The organism is Porcincola sp. LCP21S3_C12 (assembly GCF_052118625.1).
GTDB lineage: Bacteria > Bacillota > Clostridia > Lachnospirales > Lachnospiraceae > Porcincola.
The window spans coordinates 23650-47210 of the sequence record NZ_JBQKGW010000001.1; the positions used below are offsets into that span (position 1 = coordinate 23650).

A 23561-nucleotide genomic window follows, 5' to 3' on the forward strand; every position below is an offset into this window, starting at 1 on the left:
CCCTTCTAATAGTGGTTATAGAGCGCCCTTAACAGCACCTCTTGTCAGGCATTATTTAATACGCCCTCAAACATTTTGCCGTAGTTTTCAAGCTCCTGCCTGTCGATATCGAGTCCTCTTCGTCTCATGGCTTCCAGCTTATACCGGAGAATGCGCTCGCTGATCCCGAGTTCGTCCGCCATGTCGTGAAATGTCTTGCAGAAATTCAAGGCATTCATTTCACTTTCCATATCATTCAGCGTTTCACTGACTCCCTTGATTTTATGCTTTAGATTCTGCATCTGTGTTTCGAGAAGCGGCGAAGCGTTTTCTCTGTTATAAGTAAGCCGCAGGGTCTCAAAATCCCGGACAAGACGATCCTGATAGGCTTTCATTCTCCTGTAAGCCCGGATGGTGTCACTGTTGTAATTTGATACACGAAGCACATCATCATCCCTTACGCAGACGTCCGCAGAAATAAGGTTTGCAGTATTTTCATGCCTTGGAATCGTTCGGCTGTCTACTTCCTGCGTGAAGAAGCCGTTATCCAGGAGTCTGCCCTGCTCATAGATATGCCCTGCAAGCACATGTCCCAGTTCATGCCATGCAGCAAATCGAAGCCACGTCCCTGTCAGTCTTTCGTTAATCCCAATGGCGGCAATCACGCTGTACGAAGCAGCGTAGCCGGTGATGGTTCCCTTCAGCGGAATCCACAGGATATGATAATAATCCGCAAATTCCCTTGGATCATCCGTACCGGCCTTTGTGATTTTCTGCCTTACAACAGAAAAGATATCTTCTTCCAATGAACCCACCTCCAAAAAATGTGGATATTCATGTCCTACTGTTTCTCTCCAGAGGTGAGATTCACAATTGTATTGTCAATATCCCTGACTGCTTCAGCGGTCTTTTCTGCTTTTGCCTCGACCGTAGACTGGTATTTCTTATTGGAATAGCGTTCTGAAAGTCGCTGCTGGGCAAGCTGTGCCATTTTGGTCATTTCAAGAGAAAATTCAAGAAGCTGATCATCGGAAAGATCACCACCTGCGAGATTCGCTGCTTCCTGATACACAGCCTTTAACCGGTCCTCGCCTTTCTTTCCGCTGATAGAGTACATCTGATTCAATGCATGCGCCTGTGCCATGACAAGTTCCGGGTCATCCACGCCTAGAAGATCATGTACTGAGATATGAAAGTAATCAGCCATCTTCACAGCGGTATCCGCGTAGGGAATCCGGGTTCCGCGTTCGTAGTTCACAATGGTGCTGGGAGCTACTCCACAGATTTCGCCTAATTCTGCTCGGGACATACCGGCCTTTTTCCGTAACGCCATCAGTTTCTTACCAAAATCCTCGTAGGGGACATGATTCGGGTTGCCTGCCATAGTTACCTCCTTGAAACGTTCACGAGCGTATCCTCATTCCTGAATGCGTTTGACTGGGGCGGCTTCAGATAAATGTGATGTTCGTGAAGTTGATATATAATAGCAAAAACACGAGTGTGAACATATTATATGGATAAGATATACATAAGGGATGTATATTAACCATCGTCATAACACGTTTGTGACTTTTATGACACGATCATACAGCGTAATCACGTTTGTGTCAACGAGATAATATCACATTCGTGTAAATATCACACATAAAGAATGCATCTGATGATTTTGTTTAGGGGCGCTCAGTTTGGAAAAGGAATCAGCAAAGGAAAACAAATGCAAGCCGTATGAAAGGATTTTAATTTACGCAGAAAAAACCAGGCAAAATAAGGTAATTTTTAGCGGATTTTTAACATTGCGGCGTTATAATAATGATGAAATATCTGAATCTGTCAAACAAGATCATCCTGGAGATTGTCTGGACGGCACGGAAGCTCCCTTCCGAAGGAGCAGAAACAAAGAGGTTAATATGTTCAATACAGCGCTATTTTCGAGAGCCCGGTCATTTTTTGACTTCAAGATTACAAAACAGACAGCGGAGGCGATTCAGCCTCGCATATCCGAAACAAACCACAGAGGGCTTTTGATCGCGGTGCGTATATCCTCCCTCTACTTCGTGATCCTTTTTGCCCTTTCGCTTTTTATACATGCTATATTTCCGTTCAGAAATCTGTATGTGGTCACGGGAATATTGGATCTTATTCTTTACTTTTTTGTTCAGGTTTGTTGCGCTCCTTCCGGATGTAGAGGAAGGAGAGGTTCAGCAAAAGCTCGCCAGAGCACAGAAGGTGCTTCGTGAGCGGGGCTACGAGATCTCTGCCGGGGAGGCATCCGCGCAGAAGGAAGACCTTGATCTGGCTGCGCTCATCCGCCTGTCTGAGCAGGCAATGTATCGGCAGAAGAGAATGTTTTACTGCGGGAAAGAGTACGACAGAAGAGCGGAAAACCGAAACGCTGAGGAGGCCGGCTGATGGAAGCGCTGCATATAGACCGTGAGGAACTTCACCGGAGCTATGATCTGTTGAACGTGGGCATCTGTCTTGTGAAGGCAGATATAGAGGGAACCATCTTATTTGCCAATCAGGGGCTGATCTCGATGTATGACTGTGCATCGGAGGAGGCCTTTCTTTCATACACGTCGGGCCTGTTCAGCGGTATGTATACGGGAGATACGATCCTGCTTTCTCATCAAACAGAGGTTTTTCACTTTCGTTTTTTCACAGCAAAACGGCATATGCGCACGGCAGATGTCCGCATGAAACAGGTACTGGTGGACGATGAAGTGTGCTATCTGCTGGAAGTGGAGAATCAGCGTCTGATGCAGAGCGATCTGGCGGAAGACCACCTGACAGGGTTCCCATGCGCGCAGGATTTCTATCAGCGGGCGCTGAAGACCGCCATGGAACGGATGAAAGCCGGGACATTTGAAGAGTTGTGTCCGGTATGCTTTAATATAGCCAATTTTCGCGGGTTCAATCGAGAAAATGGGGTGAATGCAGGCGATCGCTGTATCGCTTATACCGGCACGGTACTGCGGCGGATCTTCCCGGATGGATTCTTTACCCGGACGGCGGCGGACCATTTCCTGGGGCTTGTGAACCGGAAGGATATTCGTGAGAAGCTCGATCACGCCTGTTCGTTGATGAATCTGTATCTGGGGCGGCGCAGTTATACCTTGAAAGCCGGCGTTGTGATGTTTGAACATGCGGTGGATGAGGAGACGGTGCAGCATTCCTTCGACATGGCACAGATTGCCTGCGACAATGTGAAGAATGACGGCGAACATTCCTACGCGATCTTCACACAGCAGATGGAAGAGCAGCTGGAGATGCGGCGGTATATCCTGGATCACATCGATCAGGCGCTGGAAGAGGGATATATCAAGATTTATTATCAGCCGGTGGTGCGGGCTTTGTCGAATAAAGTGAGTTCATGTGAAGCACTATCGCGGTGGGAAGATCCGAAGAAGGGCATGATTCCTCCGGGCGTTTTTGTGCCGGTGCTGGAGAGTGCGCGGAAAATCGGACGGCTGGATCAGTACATGATTGAGCATGTGGTAAGGTATCAGCATGCGATTCTGGAGAGCGGCAGGCGGGCCGTGCCGGTTTCGCTGAATCTGTCGCAGCTGGACTTTGACCTGATTCAGCCGCTGAAGTGTCTCAACGAAATGACAGATCGGTATCATGTTCCGCATTCCTATCTTCATGTAGAAATTACTGAAAAGGTGCTGGCGGAGAATCAGGACCGGATGGTGCGCATGATTGAGAACTTTCATGCGGATGGATATGAGGTATGGCTGGATGATTTCGGCTCAGGGTATTCAAGTCTGAAGTCGTTGAGCCGTTTTTCGTTTGATTTGATCAAGCTAGATCTGGGATTTTTTAAGGATTTTGCTGCACAGAACCAGGAGGTCGCGGCCAGCATTGTGCTGATGGCGAAGCGGCTTGGCATGCATACGCTTGCGGAAGGGGTTGAGAATCAGGAACAGATTGATTATCTGAAACGGATTGGGTGTGAGCGGTTTCAGGGATTTTTCTATGGCAGGCCTTTGCCGGGCTATGCAATCCGGAACGAATTGAATCAGGCCGGACTAGAGCTGGAGAGCGGTCTGGAGTCTTCGATCTATAACAAGGCCGGACTGGTGGATCTGCTGTCGGAGGACCCTGCGTGTTTATTCCTGATGGAGAATGGAACGGCCCGGCTGCTTGCGTACAGTGAGACCCTGAAGCGGGAAGTCATGGATATGGGGATTGCGGCGGCTCTGGATACAGTCCGGGAGATGTCGACCCAAAAGACACTGAAGCACCGGCATTTTGTACGGTTTCTGGAAGGAGTGTTTGACCACGGCCAGGGGACGGAGACGTTTAATGAGAACGGAGCGGTTATGCGTCTGCAGGCCTCCTTTGTCGCCGGCGTTCGTGATTTCTGGGTTGGCAAGGTGCATCTGACGAACATCAGTACAGATGAGATATCGATCCAACGGCAGGATGTTTTGATGCGCAGTGCGTTGCTGCTGTTTGATGGGGTTTATCGCCTGGATCTTGAAAAGGATCAGATTGAGGTGGCGGCCTGTGTCCATTCACAGGTGAAGCTGGGAACGGTGTATCATGGAATTCGTCAGTCTTTTTTGACATACTGCCATGATATGGTACATACACTTGATCAGCAGCGTTTTCTGGATTATATTGACACGGATCATCTGCTGGGTGAGGCGGAGCGCTCGGAATATGGGTATGTACAGGAACTGTTTCGGATCAGGCGGGATGACGGAGTATTTCGCTGGACGCTGTTTATAGCGGTTCCGGTAAAGACAGACGGGCATTCGGGGCTGCTTCTGTATGAAAGGCAGTCGGTGTTTGAAAAACACAGAGATCGACGTGCGATTCTGGAATCATATGCTACATCGCTGGAACCGCATCTGTTCCGGATGCGGGATCAGGATGAGCAAAATGCGAAGGCATCGAGTGTGCTTCGGGCGTTTTTCAGATGTGCCGGGATTCCGATGTTCTGGAAAGATGTAAGAGGAAGATATGCCGGCCTCAATGATGAGCTTCTGACCTGGTTTGGCAGGGAGACGAAGGAAGAGGTCCTGGGCCGTACGCCGCAGGAGCTCGGTGCTCTGATTGATGCGGAGGAATTTCATCAGGTGCAGAAGCGTGTGCTTGAGCGTGGCGAGACCGTGTACTATAGTCCCGTGCTGGCGGCTGGCGGAACTTCCCGGATGATGCCGGTGACGGTGTTCCCCTGGTATGACGGCAACCAGATCGGGGGAACCGCCGGCTTTATACATGTCTGGGAGAAAGAAAAGAGAGATTTGTTTGCAAAAGACGTCGTTACGGGGCTTCTGGGCGTTTCAGGAGCTTACATGGCCGGCCATGCTTATGACGCAGCCTATCGCAGCGGTGCACAGGAATATGAAGTATTGTATCTGGCACTTCATGATGCGGCACATGTAAGCCGGATGTATGGGACAGATTTCTTTAACCGGGTGGTGCGCGCCATAGCGGACCGCATCCGGGCATCCAGTCTGCCGGAGGGGGCAACAGCGGCGCATCTGCTGGGCTGCCGTTTTATCCTGATTGGCAGGCAGGCATATGGACAGATGCTGTTTGACGCCGCCCGGCAGGTGCAGCAGGATGTCCAGCGCATGGATGAGCTTGACGGAGTAGCCTGTCATCTGACGCTGGATCTCAGTCTGGCGTACGGCTCAGAGGCGACAGGATTTGGTTCGCTGCTGAGATTGCTGGAGGAAAGAAGTTCGAAGGAAAGCATCGCTGTCGATGAGATAAAGGAGCTTGAGGATCTGAGACGCTGTCTGACGCTTTCTCCCACTCTTCTGGATTCGTCACCGGAGCGGATCATGATCGTGGATACGGAGAATCATGATCTGCTGTTCATCAACAAGACGCTGAAGCGTGATCTACATCTGCTGGAGGATTCCAGCTTCGAGGGCAGGAAGTGCTATGCGATGCTGCAGGGGCGGGATACCCCTTGTGATTTCTGTCCGAACAGTACCCTGCCGTCAGATCGGTTTGTGAACCGGCTGGAGAAGTTTCTGGTCAATGGGGAGACATACAATACCAGAGAAGTGTTGATCCGCTGGCAGGGGCGGGCGGCACGGCTGACTATGGGGACACCGGTATCGGACAACATTGGCGAGGCGAGGCTGAATGATCTGCTCAATGATGAGATCTGGTCCAATCAGGTCATCACGACGGGGATGGCGGAGAAGGATCCGGATGTCGGTATTGCCAAGTCGGTGAATCAGATCGGCTGGAGCCTTCAGTCGGAGCGGCTGCTGATCTTTGAAGAGCGGGATGACGGGACGATCTGCTGTACGTACGAGTGGTGCTCCCGGGGACAGATGCCTGTGAAGCAGGAGCTGCAGAGCGTGTTGCTGTCGAAGCTGACACCGCTGTACAGGCTGCTTCAGGATAATAAAATCGTGACAATTGAGGATTATGCGAAACACTGCCGTCAGAATCCGGATTTCTGGCTCCCGCTGGAAGGGATCCGGAATTTCATATCAGGTCATCTGATGATATCAGGCCGTTCGATTGGGTTTTCACTGGTTGTGAATGTCAATGATGAGGCTTTTCATCGGGTTGGCTATGTCCTGTATACGCTGACGGACTTTATCTCGGTGATGATTCAGAACCGTGACAATCTTGCAGCGGTGGTCGCGCGCAGTGAGCAGGACCCGATGACGGGGCTGGGCAATCGTGCAGGGCTTACAGCTTATATCAAAGCGCGGCAGCCGGCGGAAAAGGTGACCCTGATCATGGGCGATGTCAATGGTCTCAAGGAAACGAATGATACGAAGGGACATCTGGCGGGCGACGCACTTCTGTGCCGGATTGCCGATGTGCTGGTGAAGAATGCAGATCAAGAACATGTATTTCGGATGGGCGGAGATGAGTTTCTGGTGATCCGGGAAGGCATGGATGAAACAGGGGCGCGGCAGCTGATTCAGAATATCAAGGATATGTGTCACAGTCAGGAGATGAGTATCTCTTTGGGCTATGCGGTGCATCAGGGAAGTCTGGATGATATTGATGAGGTGTTGAAGATTGCGGATAAGTCGATGTATGAGGACAAAGGCCGCCATTATCATCGCCGTTGGAGTGACCGGCATCATGAGCAATCGAGTGAAGCGTTCTAAGAGATAAAGCTCCCTGCCGGGCGGCAAAGCGTACAGAGTGTGCGAATATCGGGCAATGCCCAGTTACCGGTACTTCCGAAAGTTTTTTGACACTGAGGATATATTATCAATTCATCTTTTTTGATTTAATCAAATACCGTCCATAGAGATCGAAGATTCATGTTCGTTCTAAAAATATTTGTTGATTGCGTTCAATATCATTATAATAATAGATGCGGAATTACAATGATATCTTCTATGCATCTCGTACAACTGGAATTATAGAATCTGAACAGGTTGGAATGGAATTGAAATACTATGAGCAATAAATCATCCGGTGTTTATGTGATCGATGAAAACTATAACATCGTAAGCTGTAATCAGACGATTCTTGAGCTTTATCCGCAGTTGCAGAAGGGCAAAAAGTGTTACAAGTGTCTCATGAATCTTGACGCTCCCTGTCCGCCGTGTCCTGTGGCGAATCACATTAACGGACCGCAGACGTATATGGATCCGATCCGTGGAATCTATGAGACGGTTGATGCCGTGGAGATGGTTTTGGAAGATGGAAGCACCGGACATGCGCTTGTACTGAGTACCGTCGGAGAGAGTGAAACGGTATCTGTCAGTTTGCCGAAATCCCGCGCGGAGTTGAACCGCCTTCTGGAGCATGAATATTACGATTCTCTGACCGGCGGATATTCGCGGAAGGGGTTTATCCGTGAAACGGAGATGCTTTTTGACCGGGAAGATCCGTGTGACTTTGCGATGATCATATTTGATCTGCGGAATTTCAAGGCGATGAATGAGATTTTCGGCTTTGAATCCGGTGACCAGATCCTGTTGTATATTTTCGAAACCCTGAAAAACAGCTGGCTGAACCCTGCCGTTTCCGCAAGGCTTGAATCGGACTGGTTTATTTTCCTTGTACGGAAGAATGTACTGGACCTGAGCCGGCTGGAAGATCTTCTGAATCTTCAGTGGACGAATGGCTTTCGCAATGTTCATCTTCAACTTCGCTGTGGAATATATGCGATTGAGTCCTCCGGCGATTCTGTCACAAAGATGATAGACCGGACAATTCTCGCAAAGGACGCTGCAGACCAGCGGGAGACCGGAAGCTTTGCGATATTCGATTCGAAGATGCAGACTTCATATGTAAACCGCGCCGGCATTCTGTCTTATTTTCAAAGCAGTATGCAGAAGAATGAACTGAAGGTGTATTTTCAGCCGGTGGTGCGCTGCTCCGACGGCAGGATCTGTTCTGCAGAGGCGCTGATTCGGTGGAAGCATCCGGATATGGGGGTTATATCACCAGGCGATTTTATCCCTGCTCTTGAGAAATACGGACTGATTTCTCAGCTTGACCACTTTGTTCTGAAAAAGGTGTATGAGTTTCAGGAATCCATGCAGAAGGCCGGGCTGAAGTATGTGCCGGTTTCTATCAATCTGTCGCGGCAGGATTTCTATAATGACAAGATGATGGATGACATCTTCAGTTTCGGACTCCGGAACATCCTGCCGAAGGGAATGATTCACTACGAGGTAACCGAAACCTCCGTAGCGGTTCTGAGGGAGAACTGTTCTTACTATCTGTCACAGTTCCGTAAGAATGGATCCAGTATTCTGCTGGATGATTTCGGAACAGGATATTCTTCTCTCGGGATGATCGGAAACTTCCCGATTGATATCGTGAAAATTGACAAATCTTTTATCGACCAGATCGAAAGTCAGCCGGCGACACGCAGCATCATTCACGCGATCATCGATGTATGTCATGGGTTAGGCGTAAAGGTTGTCGCGGAGGGGACGGAAACAGAACAGCAGGTGGATTTTCTGCGCAGAAATAACTGTGATTATACCCAGGGTTATTATTTTTATCATCCGATGAGCGAGGAAGATTACCGAAACCTGATTGTTTCCTCACAGGAGACTTTGATTCCGGAAAGCAGGGCGGTGGAGATGCCTGCCGGATCAAAGACTGATCTCTATAATCTTCTGGATCTGATCGACCATTCGGGCCAGTTCATTCAGGTGTGTCATCCGGAGGATTACTCTATGGTCTACGCGAACGAGATGACCCTGAACATTTCAGGACACCCGAATGAGCCGTACCAGGGGAAAAAGTGCTACGAGTATATGCTCGGACTGAATGCGCCCTGCGGTCACTGCCCGTTAAAGAAGATGGGGGACAAAACAGAAAAGGAGATCGAAACGGATGACGGAGAGCATGTATTCCGGCTGAAGGCACGGATAGCCATGTGGAACGGCAAGAAAGTCTTTATAGAATACGGCAGAGATATTACGGACACGAAGCTCACTCAGAGCCGGTATACCGGTCAGATCCGCTCCATTCTTGAAGCGCTTCCGGACGGACAGGGCGTCTTCCATATGGATCTGACGGCGGATAAATGGATCAGTTCCGGCGGGCATGCGCAGAATGCCCGGGATATTCAGAATATGGAGGATGTCGACAGTGTCATTCGAAGAATTGCATCCTTCGTGCCTGCTCCGGAAGGTCAGAAAGAATTTTTCCGGATTTTCTGCCGGGATGCACAGCTGAAGGCGTATCTGAATCATCAGCATCAGATCGTGCACGAAACCAAATCCTACTATGATGACAGATCGATCCGCTGGTCGAGGATTACCACCCATCTGATTGACAATCCTTCAAACGGACATGTGGAAAGCATTCTCTACGGTGTGGATATATCCAGAGAGGCGAAGCACGTAGAAGAGCTGGAGATGGAGCGTCTGCATGGCAAACAGGAAAAGGAAATTCTTAAGAAGCAGGTCAAGGCTGCCATGGAGATGTACTCGAAAGCAGATCATGACAGACGCTACGATTTTCTGACCGGCATATACAGTCGGCTGACTCTATATGAATTTCTCAAGAAGGATGATACGGAACCGGCGAAGCAGATCTCGGCAGTGATGATGCTGGATCTGGACGATTTTAAGATGATCAATGACAAATACGGACATGCTGCCGGGGATCAGTGTCTGAGTGCGCTTGGCAGGACCTTGCTGAACTTCGGAGTGTCCAGAACCATTGATTTCTACCGCTTCGGAGGGGATGAATTCGTCGGTCTTGTGCGAAATCACGATGCGGATATCGCCACTCTGGTATCTGACCTGCTCAACGAGATACGAAAACTCCATGTCGTCTGCGGCGACGCAGATATACCGCTGACCGCATGCATCGGAGTTACGAAGAACGGCATTAACTGTCAGGATATGATCAACCGGGCGGATCAGGCTATGTATCTTGCCAAACACAACGGGAAAAACCAGACCTATACGATATAGGATTGTGTCATCCCGGGATTCAATGAAAGAGGATCACTGGCAAAACAGGGAGCATACGATGAAAGCCTTCTTAAAGAAGATAGTTCAGAACATTCGAACTTTTTTCCGGAGTGATGATTTGCGCGTTTCGAATTGGGATGAGACCATGCTTAGAGATTATTATGCCTATAATCTCAGGCGTTGCATGATAGCTGCGGCGATGATCTGTACTATTTCCCTGACAGGTCTTCTGGGCAGCTATGCTCCCTTCTCGACAGGGGCTGTCATTCCCGTCGTAAGTGCAGCCCTTGTCTATCTGACCATCTTCACATGTAACCTCTTCTTTCTTCTCGTTTTTCACTATGTTCAAGTCCACTGTCAGATCATGGCCATGCGGCGCCTCAGAGGGTTTCTCGTTTGGTTCACCGGCATCGATATGTCCCTCGCGGCTCTCACTTTTTTTACGACCCAGCAGAAAAGCGGTTTCTTCTTTGAATATCTCCTGATTACCGCCATCGTCTATCTGCTGCCAAATATGGGATCCTTCTCTCTGATTCGGAATATGACCATCAATATTCTGTCTGTCAGTGTCGTGCTGCTTTCTTCCAGTCATAAGATTGCCTGGCAGGATATTGTGGATTTATCGATCCTCCATATCATCTGTGCCATCATCAATCGTTTCAGGCGGCTCAGCTTTTACTCTATGGAAAAGCAGAAGGCTTCCGACGAGAGGACAAAGGATCAGTTCTATCATGACAGCCGGACGGACGAACTGACCAGCCTGTCCAACCGAACTGCTCTGAAGTCAGATGTGGCTGAATTTCTCAATTCGCCCATCTCAGTTGCCCTTCTGGATCTGGATTTCTTCAAAACCTATAATGATACCTATGGTCATGAATACGGGGACAATGTCCTTCAGCTGATCGGCGTCTACATCCGCGACATCTTCCATGGTCAAAACGATCATTGCTATCGATACGGCGGCGATGAATTTCTGATCATTACAGAGAGCGAAGACCCGGTAACCTTCCGCAGCCGACTTGAAAAACTCCAGGAGCTCTGCGCCAGCAGTCAGGATGACATGGAGATTACCTGCTCGATCGGTTTCTGGTCGGACCTTCCTCAGTCCGAGGAGGATCTGAGAGAGATGATAAGAGATGCAGACCAGTATCTATATCAGGCGAAAAAAACGGGTCATGGACAGATCGATGGGGGCAGCCGGCAGGGGCTTTTCAAAACAGGCGGTTTGGCGGAAATCTCCGCAAATACGGATTCCAGTCAAACCGGAAGAGATACGCTGACCGGTCTTATGGATATCCGTACGTTTCTGGAAACCATGCGCAGCTGGCGGATAAGGGAAAGAGATCTTTCGACCGGGGGAGAACTGGTGGTTCTCTACTTTGATCTCATCAATTTTCGGATGATCAACTTGCTTTACGGTATGGCCTATGGCGATGATGTCCTTCGCAACATAGGCGGGTGTCTTAAGTCCTGCTTTGAAAACGATCCGGTTTCCCACTGGGATGTTGATCATTTTGTCATCCTGACCAATACGCTGGATCTGGAAAAGCGGGTTGGGGATGCGGTCAAAAGGATAAAGAGTTTTCTGACCGGTAACGTGGAATGTGCTGTGGGTGCCTGTGTCTGGAATGACCATTCACTCAATGTGGAGACAGTCTGCAACCGGGCCAAAGCGGCAGCAGATGAAAGCCGCAAGAAGATTGGTCTGCATTTCTCCTATTATTCAAAGGCAATCGGTGACGTCCTGCAGACGGCTGTCTATGTCGTGTCTCATATCGATGAAGCCATCAGCCGGGGATGGATTCTGGTCTATTATCAGCCGGTTGTCCGGGCTCTGACCGGGCAGATCTGTGGTATGGAAGCTTTGGCCCGCTGGAAAGATCTCAAAAGAGGGCTCCTTCCGCCCATCTCCTTTATCAAACCTCTGGAGGAAGCCCGGCTGATTTACAAACTGGATCTCTGTGTGATTCGCCAGGTGGTGGAACAGATTGCAGACCGTTATCACAAGAATCAGCCGGAGATTCCGATTTCCATCAATCTTTCCCGGCTGGACTTTCTCTGCTGTGACATCTATCAGGAAATTGAAAATCTGGTCCGGGAATACAAGATTCCTCGAAGGATGCTTCATCTTGAAGTTACCGAAAGCATTATGATGTCAGATGAAGATGATACCCTGAAGGCCCTGCAGTCTTTCCGGGAAGCCGGTTATGAGATCTGGATGGATGATTTCGGAAGCGGCTATTCGACACTGAACCTTCTGAAGGATTATCAGTTTGACCTTCTAAAGATGGACATGGTCTTCCTCCGCAAGGATTCCGACCGTTCACATGAAGTCATTCGATCCATCATCGATATGGATAAGAGGCTGGGTATTCGAACCCTGGCAGAAGGTGTCGAAACAGAAGAACAGGCAGACTTTCTGAGAAAGTCCGGCTGCGAAAAGCTTCAGGGTTATTACTTCGCACCGCCCATGCCTTTTCAGGAGGCACTGGACAGATGCCTTTCCAGAGGCATCGGCGTGGAATCTGCCCAGCAGAAGATCTGCTATGATGCATTAAGCCGGATCAACTTTATGACCGATATTCCCATCTTAGTATGGGAAGTCGAAAATCATCAGGCAAGGATTCTTTTTGCCAATGACCCGGCTCTCCGCCAGATTCATCTGGATGGCTTTTCTGATCCAAAAGCCATGGCAGATTCCATCAATGACAGGAATAACATCGCCAGCCGGGAACTTGCCGAAGCCATCCGCCCCGTGCAGACGGTTGATGAATATGGCGATATCACGACCTACTTTAATGGAATCAAACAGGTGATGCACTATCAGATGATCGGCAGCTTTGATGATACGCGTCTTTTCGTTACTAACATTTACAGTCCTTATTCTGACAAAAAGGACGAAATCAGAGACCAGCTTCTGATGAGTATCTCCTACCTCTACCGCTATCTCTATTCGATCGATGCAGACCATATGACCCTTCGGAATCTTCGCTTCAATAACCATTCCCTGGTGGAAGGGGATGAAGGTCCGGTCATGAACCAGGGACAGCTTTCCCCGGGGCTACCGGAGATTTACGAAGAGGATCAGAAGCGCTATAAAGCCTTTCTGGATCCGTCAACTCTGATTGACCGCCTGGCCGGGGTAAAATATAACATCATCCGCGATGTCTTTCGGACCAAAGGAGCCGATGGCACCTATATCTGGATGGCCCACCGCCTGCTTCTGGTTCCCAATATGAACCAAAAGAAGATTCTATACCTGATCCGTACGACTGATCTGCCGTCTGAGATACCTGATCCGGCAGAACCAGCTATGGTTCCTGCAGGCAATATCAGTCGTGCAGATCATGAATATGACAGGGAGATCCGAACCAGGGAAGATGCCCGGCTTTTTGATTCCATGATACGCCATGTCCCCCTGCCTCTTTTCTGGAAGGACAAGGATCGCCGCTTTCTTGGAGTCAGTCAGTCCTTCCTGGATTATTACGGTTTTTCCTCTGTGAATGAACTCCTCGGGAAAACAGATGAAGAGATCGGCTGGCATCCGAACAATGAGGATTACAAGAAGGTTGAACAAGAGGTTCTTATGACCGGAAAAGCCCGGCGGAATGTTCCGGGCAAGTGTATTGCAAAAGGCATTGTACACGAGACCTATGCGACCAAGTGGCCGGTCTTTCAGGATGGCCGTGTTTCCGGCCTCATGGGCTATTTTCTGGATGCAGACCTGATCCGAAATATGCAGACATCGGTCAATGATGATACAATTATCCAGACTCAGGCAGACCTTTCTTCTACTTCGCACTTTTTTGATGTGCTGACCGCCTACAAGACGGATTATCAGCTGAATCAGGTAGAATTTGGCGTTCTCTATATAGAGATTCCGGAGCTGGAACGAATTGCAAAACAATTTGGTCATGCCGAGATGTGGTCCATCCAATCTGCCTGTACGGATGTGGTTTCCAAAGTCATTCAAAATACAGGATCCTACGCAAATCTGGAGGTTGGACTGATTGGCGTCATTCTGTCTTTGCAGGAGAAAAAGGAACTGCAGGAGAAGGCTGATCAGATCCGGGATGGAATCAATGCGATTCATGAGGTACAGGGGATTCCCTGCTCGCTCTTTGCGAGCGTAACAACCTGCAGTGCCCAGGAAGCCATGCTTCTGAGTGATCGGATTCTGTCACTGCTGAATCCGGGTGATCATCATGACAGAGGCAAAGATGGGCATTCACCTGACACCGATTCACCAATCCCTGCAGAAGAACAGCCTCTGTTGGAACTTATGAATGAGATGCCAATCGGCTGCTATGTATTGAAACCGGACCATACGGTTCTCTACTGGAACCAGGAAGCAGAAAATCTGCTCGGCTTCTCCTCTGAAGAGATGTGCGGCCGGACCTGCATCGATATGCCATTGGGCTGTTCCTTTGTGAATGGAACCCGCATACAAAGGCAATTCTGTCCTGCCGTAGTCGCCTTCCGTACCGGAAAGCCCTGTTCCATGCAGATGTTTTTCAGGAAAAAGGATGGTAATGACCTCCTGGTGCGGAATATCCTGATGCCGCTCAAACAGAAGGATGGACGTGTCACGGAACTGATGTCTTTCTTCTTTCCTCTGGTAGATAAAGACTACGACACTTTGATGGTTGAGACCCTTTATGAGACCGCAACCCGTGACCCTCTGACTTGTCTGCCCGGGCGGAAATTCATGGAGAAGTGTATCAAAGATGAACTGGAGAGCTTCCACCGCACAAAGAATCCTTTCGCCATTCTTTTTGCTGATGCAGATTACCTCCACGAGATCAATAACAGACTGGGACATGAAGCCGGAGATGCCATGCTCAAGGAAATTGGTCTCACGCTGCAAAAGTATGGGCGGAAGGCTGACCGTTTCTGCCGCTGGGGCGGGGATGAATTCGTTGGCCTCCTGCAGCTGAATCAGCCTCATGATATCGAGGGTGCCGCCCGAAGACTGAAAAAAGTAGCAGAAGGATGTGAAATTGAGTATAACGGCAGGAATGTCAGTTGCCAGGCTGCCATTGGCATCACGGTTGTACGCGAAGATGATGATATGAATTCTCTGATCAACCGGGCCGATCAGTATATGTATCTGGCAAAGAAACATACAAAGACACAGATTGTAACCGATTATAATGCAGAAGGCAGAGAAGATGAAAGTTTATGAGTTTTCTACTGATACGCGGACCCTGCTGGAGAATATCCCGGCTCCGCTGGCTGTGTATCAATACGCTGACGATCAGATCAAGCCGCTTCTGGTATCAAAGGCATATCTGAAATTTTTCGGGTACAGCAGTGCTCAGGAAGCTGTCTACGGCCTGGGAAAAGACCTGTACAGGAATGTCCATCCGGATGACATTGCCCGGATGGAACAGTATTCGTACAGCTTTGCCACGCATCAGGGGGACTATGATATTGTTTTCCGAAACAAGAGGGAGGACCAGTCAGAATACCATCTGATTCACGGGACGGGAAGACACATTGCAGTTGGAGATGCGAATATTGCCTTTATCATGTACACCGATGAGACAACGGATGCGGACCATGATCAGGTGGCCAGAGCGGTACGGAACACCCTGCCTGACAGGCAGGCCGCGTCAGAAAGCGCGGAATTTTCAAAGCATTATGATAGTCTGACGGGTCTGCAGAATATGACGCATTTTCTTGATTGTGCGATGGCAGGCATCGGGAAGATCTGGGCAAAGGGCAAGACTCCCGTCATCCTGTACTTTGATCTGTGCAATCTGAAGAATTATAACATCAGATTTGGACTTCAGTCCGGAGACAGGCAGATCTGCGCCCTCGCAGAGTTGATCGGAACCTATTTTGACCGGGACAGGGTTTCACGTTTTGAGAGCGATCACTTCGTCGCATATGCGGAAAACGATCAGATTGAATCAAAGCTGGATGCTCTTTGTTCAAAGATGAGAAAGTCCGGCGGCGGAAACAATCTGGAGGTAAAGACAGGAATCTTCAGATTCGACCACGATGGCACCAGGCTGACCGATGCCTGCGACAGAGCCAGACTGGCATGTGAATCTATTCTGCGGACGTCATCATCTGCTTATGCATGGTTTGACAATTCTATTCTGGAAAGTACCGCCCTGAAATGCCATATCATCCGGAATTTTGAAAAGGCGTTGGAGAATGGATGGCTTGTTGTCTACTACCAGCCCATTATCCGCTCCATGACGGGAATGGTGTGCAACTGCGAGGCGCTGGTGAGATGGGTTGATCCTGAGTACGGCATGATCTCCCCGGGCCGGTTCATTCCGATTCTGGAGGAAACCGGCCAGATCTACAAGCTGGATCTCTATGTGTTCGAGCAGGTGTGCAGAGACGGTGCACAGATGATGAAAGACGGGAGCAGTCCGATTCCGGTATCGGTAAACCTGTCGCGCAAGGATTTTTTGCACGATGATCTTCCGGATGCCATTGACAGAATCTCCCGGAAGTATGGAGTGCCGAGAGAATACACCATTCTGGAGGTCACGGAAAGTGCATTCGTCAGGAATGCAGATAAAGTTGATCCGTATATCAGGCAGTTTCATCGTCTGGGGTACAGGGTGTGGATGGATGACTTCGGATCCGGATATTCATCGCTGGGTGTTTTAAAGAAGTATTCCTTTGATGAGCTGAAGCTTGACATATCCTTCCTTCAGGATTTTGACGAAAAGTCCAGACAGATCGTTACGTCCATCGTGAGGATGGCAAAGGTACTGAATCTTTCTACGCTTGCAGAGGGTGTTGAGACAGAAGAGCAGTATCTCTTCCTGAAAGAAATCGGATGTGAAAAGATTCAGGGCTATTATTTCGCGAAGCCTATGCCACTCAGAGAATTGGCTCCTTACTGCCAGCGCAAAGGACTCACAGCGGAACCGTCAATGTGGAGAACCTATCTGTCCAGGCTGAGCCACATCGACTATCAGACGGATAAAACGCTCTGTGTGGTGGATGATGATGGTATCCGGATGAACATTCTCTTTGCCAACCAGGCTTACAGGGAGGTGTTAAGAAGGGATCATGTGCGTGACCTGAAAGACTGGGAGCGTAAGATCAACACACCGGGGGATCCGATTCATCTTTTCCACAGACAGTATGCCGATCAGCAGCTGAGGAAGCTGAAAGGACCGCAGACCACGGCGTACCCTTCCGGGGATCATTATATGCAGCTCACTGGTTCTGTGGAAGCCGTACAGGATGACCATTATCTTTATGTAATGCAAATCCAGTATGTGGAGATAAACGTCATAGATTTCCAGCAGACCAGGATGGAGACGATGAGCGACCTGTATTATATGTGCAACGATATCGCCATCTATGACCTGGAGCAAGACACAGTTCAGGGCGTAAAATCCTCCTTGTCGGATCAGCCGATGGGAGAGGGAACTGAGCTGAAGGATATGTCTTCGGTGATCAATGCCTGGAAGATGAATTACTGCTATCTTCCGGATCGGGAACGGCTTGCGGAATTTCTTGATGTCTCTACGATGAAATCCCGTCTGGAGCAGAATGAGAATCATGCTCTCACAGGCATGTTCCGGAGCATGACGGCATCCGGAGAGTACCGATGGCTCCTCCATATCATCACACCGATGCAGCGGTCAGATTTCAGCAAGGCGCTTCATGTTACGGTCAATACCGGATTACAGGAATCGGATTTGAAAAAGATCGCGCTTTCGCTGACCGATGGTGCGTCTGAAAAGACGGGTACAGAGATGACAGGCGAGGTTCTCTGGAAAAATCTGGCGATGAATGCAGAACGTATGTATTTCTGGAAGGATGAAAAGAGAAGATTCGTCGGGGCAAGCAATCGTTTTCTCCAGTATTTCGGCTTCCAGTCGGAGAAGGAACTCATCGGAAAGACGGACGAGGATGTAGGGTGGCATATCAATCCGGATCCTTTCAAAAAGGACGAGGAGGAAGTCTTAAGCTCCGGGAAAAAGCTCTATCTGAGAAACGGATCGTGCATTATCAATGGTACGAACCGGTACATCACTACCAGCAAGATTCCGGTGTATCGAGATGGAAAAATTATAGGACTTCTGGGGACAATTGTCGACACAGAGGAGGCGCAGCGGCTCTTTGAAAAGGGAAACAAGTGTTCCTCCACAGACCCTGTCACCGGTCTGGCCAATGCGCGTGGCATTTCGGACGGTGTTTATTCCTATCTTCTCGAGCGCTGGCGCACAGGATCGGATTTTGCCATGATCGAGGTATATGTTCCGGAATACGGGGAAGTTGTAAAGCTCTATGGAGACAGTTCCGGAGACCGCCTTCTGGCGGTAATCGGTACAGCCCTGAAAAACTGCGGAGGAAAGAGCTGCGTAGCCGGGAGAGTCCAGGAGAGTCACTTCTGTATGCTGATGAAGTTCAGCAGGAAAGAAGACGTACGGAACGTTGCCCGGAAAATCCGGACAGCCATAGAGACTGTGAGGAAAGCTGGGCAGTGGAGTGGAAACTGCAGTGCCATGATCAAGGTTTCCTATACGGACGATTTCAGCAGAGACCGGAGTTCCTATCTGAGCGTCCTGTCCAGCACCATCCTGAACAGCAGGGATTGTGAAGAATTCTGAAGGGATGGTTCTGCATAAGGGACGTCCATCGTATTTTCATGGAGAGATAGACAGGTCAGAAGAGAAAGGATCAGCATGAGCGTACCAGGCTGGATCATGTTAAATATATATGTGGCAATTATTGCGGTTATGCTTTTGAGCATAACGGTAAGCGGCGGAGCCTATACCCGTCAGGATCGGAGCTTTGTTTTCATACTTTCCGTTATTCTGGTTCTGCTGACTGCTGATTCCCTCAGCAAGCTGTATCTGCCAGGTCCTGTCGGCCTCTGGGTGAAAAGGGCGGGAACCTATCTTATCTTTTCAGGCGATCCAGTCGGCTATCTGGCATCCCTGATCTATATCGATTCCTGGACTTCAGGCAGGAAAGACCGCGCAGAAAGGTTCCTGTACGGCATGGTCTACGGTTATGTATTCCTGAACCTGACGCTGGTAACCGTGAGTGCTCTTTTCGATTTGAGATGGTTTTACGATTATCACGGTTATATGTATTCACGCGGCAGCTTGTTTGTTGCCCGGGGCGTGCTGAACATGGGCTTCTGCGCCATTATTTCTCTGTACATCTTCCTTCGCAGATCCCAGATCCGTACGAATTATAAGGTTGTCGTGGTCTTTTTTCCATTGATCATTCTGGCTTCCGGATTTCTGCAGGTATTCGTCGGTGGAGCATCCTATGAGTATGCCGGGTCTGTGCTTGCATGTCTTTTACTGTTTCTGAAGGTGCAGGCGCATAACATCGACGATGACTATCTGACTGGTCTTCTGAATCGAAGGGGATTTGTGCGCGAGCTGGAATATCAGTGCAGCCATTATCATCAGGATCATCCCTTTCTTGTCTATCTGATTGACCTGGATTTCTTTAAGCAGATTAATGATATCAGCGGACATCAGACGGGGGATGAAGCTCTGATCAGGCTTTCCGGACTTCTTCGGGACACCTTCGGAAGGAATGCCAAAATCGGACGCTATGGAGGAGATGAGTTTGTCATCCTTTCATTTGATCATGACACGCAGCAGGCAGAGAAGAGGCTGGAAGAATTGAGAAATCGGTGCGACGATTTCAACCATCAAGGTGCACGCACCTACAGGCTCTCCTTTTCGGCAGGGTATGCCTTCTATTCTCCTGAGATCTATCCCGAGATCGAGCAGTTTTTCCACCACATCGATCATCTGATGTATCGGGAGAAAGAATCTCACCATGCTCTGCGCGTTGCAGAAAAGCACCAGACAGAAGAATACAGTGTACCATAAAGCACATGTATATAGGAATTGGGAAACATTGCACAGGAGGGCAGGGTTCTCATCATGACTTCATTACCGATTATCATCTCTGACTTAATATGCGTTTCAATTGTTTTTTATGTGTGGGCAAGAATGTATCTGGAGCCTGTACTGGAGCGGCGGGCGGTTCTGCAGCTTCGGAATATCGGCATGACACTGATCTTCACGGTTGTCCTGGACCATATCTGGGAGTACTTTTATGAGCGCTCCGATTTTTCTTCAGCATCTCTCCAGCTTCTTCATTCGATTGCCAGTGTGGAATTTCTATGCGTGCCGGTATCGTTTTTCTTCCTTCTGATGTATCACCGGGAAAGCTGGGACTTTCTGGACAGTATAGAGCTTGGGGCAGATCTTTCACTTTTTACGGTGCTTCTTGTGAATATCTGGTTCCCGGTCTACTTCTCTCTGGATGAGTATGAAGGTGTCAGGATGGGGCCGATTGCAGCCGTATATGATATTGGTGCGATCATCCTGTTCGGATCAATCATGATCCATGATTTTGTAACACATGAGCATCTGGATTTTGAGAATGGCATTCTGATCTTCTTCACGCTGCTCATCGCTTCGCTGGGAACAATTGGCGTTTTCTTTTATGGAGATGTCCTGTCACTTTGGGAATGCTATTCGATTGTCTATCTGTTCTTTTTCCTCGCTCTGAGGCGGCTGTATGACAAGACAGATCAGGTGACCGGTATTCCGAACAGGAATGCCTTTACAGAAGTTTTTTTTCGCGGGAGGAGGAAGCCCCGCATACTTGTCTCCTTCGATCTGAATCATCTGAAGGTTTTTAATGACTCAAACGGACATCCCATCGGAGACCAGTATCTACGGGCATTCGCGCAGACGGCGCAAAGAAAGCTGGCCACCTATGGAAAACTTTACCGTGTCGGCGGCGACGAATTCTGTCTGGTGTCCTTTTCAAAGCCTGATGGTTTGAAAGAAGTTCTGGAGAATCTGCATGATCAGGAAAAGTGTGATCCGGAATTTGGAGACTTTCCTCTTGATTTCGCGTACGGAATGGCTGCCCGAAAAGCCGGCGAAGCAGACGAAGAGCTCTATGACCGGGCGGATGAAGAGATGTATGCATACAAGCACAGAACAGAATCCCCTGTTCTGGACCCTTATATAAATAAGTCATCCTGAATCGGCAAACGATGTGTGTCCGATGACATCGGGAAACAAATCCGATGATCCGGTTCAGACTGCAGTTTTGGACAGATCCATCCGGATGACTGCATGGGAAGTGTGTGGCTGCAGAAGAAAAATCCAGTACATAAAAGTACAAATATGGAAATGTACTTTGTGATATAATGACGCCATTCCGTTGTATCTGTATGTTTTGGGCGAAAATATGTGGAAAACATCTTTCTTTATTCCAACCAACATCATATTCGTTATCCTGCTGTTATACAGTTTCCGGATGAAAACTCTGCCGGTCAAAGCGATGCTGTCTCTGAAGTGGTATATCTTTCTGAGTCTGTTTGCCGTGATCCTCAAGTGGACTGTGGACGTGAAAGACAATCATGGTGATTTTGCCGTTTATCCGGCATGTTATACAAGGATATTCATCACCATCGCCAGCATCCTGTTTTTTCTCGCGAATGCCTTTCTTGTCAGTTTTGTGCAGGATCTTGCATCAGAAGTACAAAAAAGCTTTTCTGTTCTCCACAAGGGGTACAGGCTCTTTACTGTCTTCTGCATTCTGATTCCCCTGCTGCAATGCGGAACGGACAAGGTGTTTAACCTGAGCTGGGGAAGAATTGCGTTCGGGTCCTGGCATGTCATATATGCCATTCACCTGGTCGCGACGATGCTTGTCAGCCTGGCTGGCGCCTGGCAGATTCACCATACCAGCGCGGTTCATGCAAAAGGAGTCTTCCTGGCGATTTTCATTCAGGCATGTGGATTTATATTGAGCCTGTTCCAGCCTAAGTCTGACATGCTGAGCCTGTTTACAGCGCTTCAGATCCTCTGGCTGTTCCTGTTCTATGTCGAGCCGTACTTTCTCCCGGATGCCAGATCCGGTTTCTTCACGTTCTGGCAATGGAATTACCGGATGCATGAAGCTCTCACCTGGCCTTCCCGCCGGATGAACCGAAAGCTCACACTCATTTCATTTGAGGTGATCAATTACAACGAGAAACGGGCACAGTTCGGAGACCGGCAGATGCTCAAGGGCACGGAGCTGATCACCATGTGGGTGACCAACCATCTCCCGAATTCTTACATCTATTATCTGCATAATGGGCGCTTCGCGATGATTTTACACGGAGAACCGGATGAAGGAAGGATCGTGAGTCAGATCCGTAACCGGTTTCAGATGCCCTGGACGGATGAGCACGAGAACGTCAATCTGTACCTGACTGCAGCCTTTGTGACGGCCAGGCTGGACAGCCTGCCGGTCAGGAACGAGGAGGACCTCAATGGTCTGATTTCCACAGGCTTTCAGCTTGCAGAGAACAGTCCGGATTGCACTGCAGTACTGAATCAGGATGTGTTTGATACATTCAGTCACCAGAAACAGGTTCATGACCGGCTGATTGATGCGCTCCGCCATGACGGTCTGGAGATGTTTCTGCAGCCGATTGTCTGCTCCGCGACAGAGAATATGATCGGTGCGGAGGCTCTTGTCCGTCTGCCGGATAGACACGGCGGTTACTATTATCCGGATGAGTATATAGAGTTTGCGGAAAAGAACGGTCTCATCTCAGATCTGGGGCAGCAGATGTTTCGCAAGGCCCTTCAGTTTCTGAATCGGCCGGACATTCGTGAGAGTTCTCTTCAGTGGATATGCGTGAATCTGTCTCCGATTCAGTTTCTTGATGGAGATCTTGTCAGGGAATACAATCAGATCCTGAGAGAATATGATTTGCCGCCCTCAAAAATCCGTCTGGAGATCACCGAGGAGGCGTTCGTCATTCCGGAGATCTTCAGAAAGCAGATGCAGGCGCTGGTTCATGCTGACTTCCAGCTCGTCCTGGATGATTTCGGAAGCCGAAATTCCAGCATTCTAAGACTGCAGCGGAGCAATTTTGTCTGTGTGAAGATCGACAAGAGTCTTGTCTGGGAAGACTACAAGAAAGAGGGAGGCGTTCTCTCAGCGACCATGCAGATGCTGCAGTATCTGCATATTCCGGTGACAGCAGAAGGGATTGAGACGAAGGAAATGGCGGACAGGCTTCGCGCTTTGGGGTGCACATACTTTCAAGGGTATCTGTATTCCCGACCTATTCCAAAGGAAGAATTTGTCCATAAGTACTTACAGAAGCCCGAAACTGGAAACTAATCACAATGGCAAGGATCGTGAAGAACGCTGACGGGC

At 49.1% G+C, this 23561-nt stretch carries 11 protein-coding genes; 9 read left to right on the forward strand and 2 right to left on the reverse strand.

What is annotated here, in order from left to right; genetic code table 11:
• Positions 1-44: 44 nt before the first annotated feature.
• Positions 45-785: a hypothetical protein gene (locus tag ACTQ1N_RS00080; RefSeq protein WP_441953417.1), complete on the reverse strand. Its 741-nt coding sequence runs from the start codon at positions 783-785 to the stop codon at positions 45-47.
• A gap of 35 nt (positions 786-820) precedes the next feature.
• On the reverse strand, positions 821-1363 hold the full coding sequence (locus ACTQ1N_RS00085) for a helix-turn-helix domain-containing protein (protein ID WP_441953419.1): 543 nt from the start codon (positions 1361-1363) through the stop codon (positions 821-823).
• Between the two features lie 301 nt (positions 1364-1664).
• Here ACTQ1N_RS00085 and ACTQ1N_RS00090 point away from each other — a divergent pair, with 301 nt between their 5' ends.
• From ACTQ1N_RS00090 to ACTQ1N_RS00130, 9 genes are all read left to right on the forward strand, one after another.
• Positions 1665-2216, forward strand: coding sequence for a hypothetical protein (locus ACTQ1N_RS00090; protein ID WP_441953421.1), 552 nt, complete (start codon positions 1665-1667; stop codon positions 2214-2216).
• Complete coding sequence (locus ACTQ1N_RS00095; protein WP_441953423.1) at positions 2206-2388, forward strand: hypothetical protein; 183 nt, start codon at positions 2206-2208, stop codon at positions 2386-2388. The genes ACTQ1N_RS00090 and ACTQ1N_RS00095 overlap by 11 nt, the downstream gene beginning before the upstream one ends.
• Entirely contained in the window at positions 2388-7079 is a 4692-nt protein-coding gene (locus ACTQ1N_RS00100) for an EAL domain-containing protein (RefSeq protein ID WP_441953425.1), read from the forward strand. The genes ACTQ1N_RS00095 and ACTQ1N_RS00100 overlap by 1 nt, the downstream gene beginning before the upstream one ends.
• Before the next feature lie 297 nt (positions 7080-7376).
• Positions 7377-10367, forward strand: coding sequence for an EAL domain-containing protein (locus tag ACTQ1N_RS00105; RefSeq protein ID WP_441953427.1), 2991 nt, complete (start codon positions 7377-7379; stop codon positions 10365-10367).
• A 145-nt stretch (positions 10368-10512) separates the two neighbouring features.
• A complete protein-coding gene (locus tag ACTQ1N_RS00110; protein WP_441953429.1) occupies positions 10513-15552 on the forward strand; it encodes a diguanylate cyclase domain-containing protein in 5040 nt (1679 codons plus the stop codon).
• Positions 15539-18961: an EAL domain-containing protein gene (locus ACTQ1N_RS00115; RefSeq protein ID WP_441953431.1), complete on the forward strand. Its 3423-nt coding sequence runs from the start codon at positions 15539-15541 to the stop codon at positions 18959-18961. The genes ACTQ1N_RS00110 and ACTQ1N_RS00115 overlap by 14 nt, the downstream gene beginning before the upstream one ends.
• A 96-nt stretch (positions 18962-19057) precedes the next feature.
• Entirely contained in the window at positions 19058-20209 is a 1152-nt protein-coding gene (locus ACTQ1N_RS00120; RefSeq protein WP_441953433.1) for a GGDEF domain-containing protein, read from the forward strand.
• A 54-nt stretch (positions 20210-20263) separates the two neighbouring features.
• Positions 20264-21382 (forward strand): diguanylate cyclase domain-containing protein, encoded by a 1119-nt coding sequence (locus ACTQ1N_RS00125; protein ID WP_441953435.1) that lies wholly within the window; start codon positions 20264-20266, stop codon positions 21380-21382.
• 277 nt (positions 21383-21659) lie between these two features.
• On the forward strand, positions 21660-23525 hold the full coding sequence (locus ACTQ1N_RS00130) for an EAL domain-containing protein (protein WP_441953437.1): 1866 nt from the start codon (positions 21660-21662) through the stop codon (positions 23523-23525).
• The last annotated feature ends 36 nt before the right edge of the window (positions 23526-23561 follow it).

Bases quoted from the DNA above. Each gene is read 5' to 3' on its own strand.
- ACTQ1N_RS00105 (WP_441953427.1), top strand. From the start codon at position 7,377: ATGAGCAATAAATCATCCGGTGTTTATGTGATCGATGAAAACTATAAC.
- ACTQ1N_RS00100 (WP_441953425.1), top strand. From the start codon at position 2,388: ATGGAAGCGCTGCATATAGACCGTGAGGAACTTCACCGGAGCTATGAT.
- ACTQ1N_RS00110 (WP_441953429.1), top strand. From the start codon at position 10,513: ATGCTTAGAGATTATTATGCCTATAATCTCAGGCGTTGCATGATAGCT.
- ACTQ1N_RS00130 (WP_441953437.1), top strand. From the start codon at position 21,660: ATGAAAACTCTGCCGGTCAAAGCGATGCTGTCTCTGAAGTGGTATATC.
- ACTQ1N_RS00115 (WP_441953431.1), top strand. From the start codon at position 15,539: ATGAAAGTTTATGAGTTTTCTACTGATACGCGGACCCTGCTGGAGAAT.
- ACTQ1N_RS00120 (WP_441953433.1), top strand. From the start codon at position 19,058: ATGTTAAATATATATGTGGCAATTATTGCGGTTATGCTTTTGAGCATA.
- ACTQ1N_RS00085 (WP_441953419.1), bottom strand. From the start codon at position 1,363: ATGGCAGGCAACCCGAATCATGTCCCCTACGAGGATTTTGGTAAGAAA.
- ACTQ1N_RS00125 (WP_441953435.1), top strand. From the start codon at position 20,264: ATGACTTCATTACCGATTATCATCTCTGACTTAATATGCGTTTCAATT.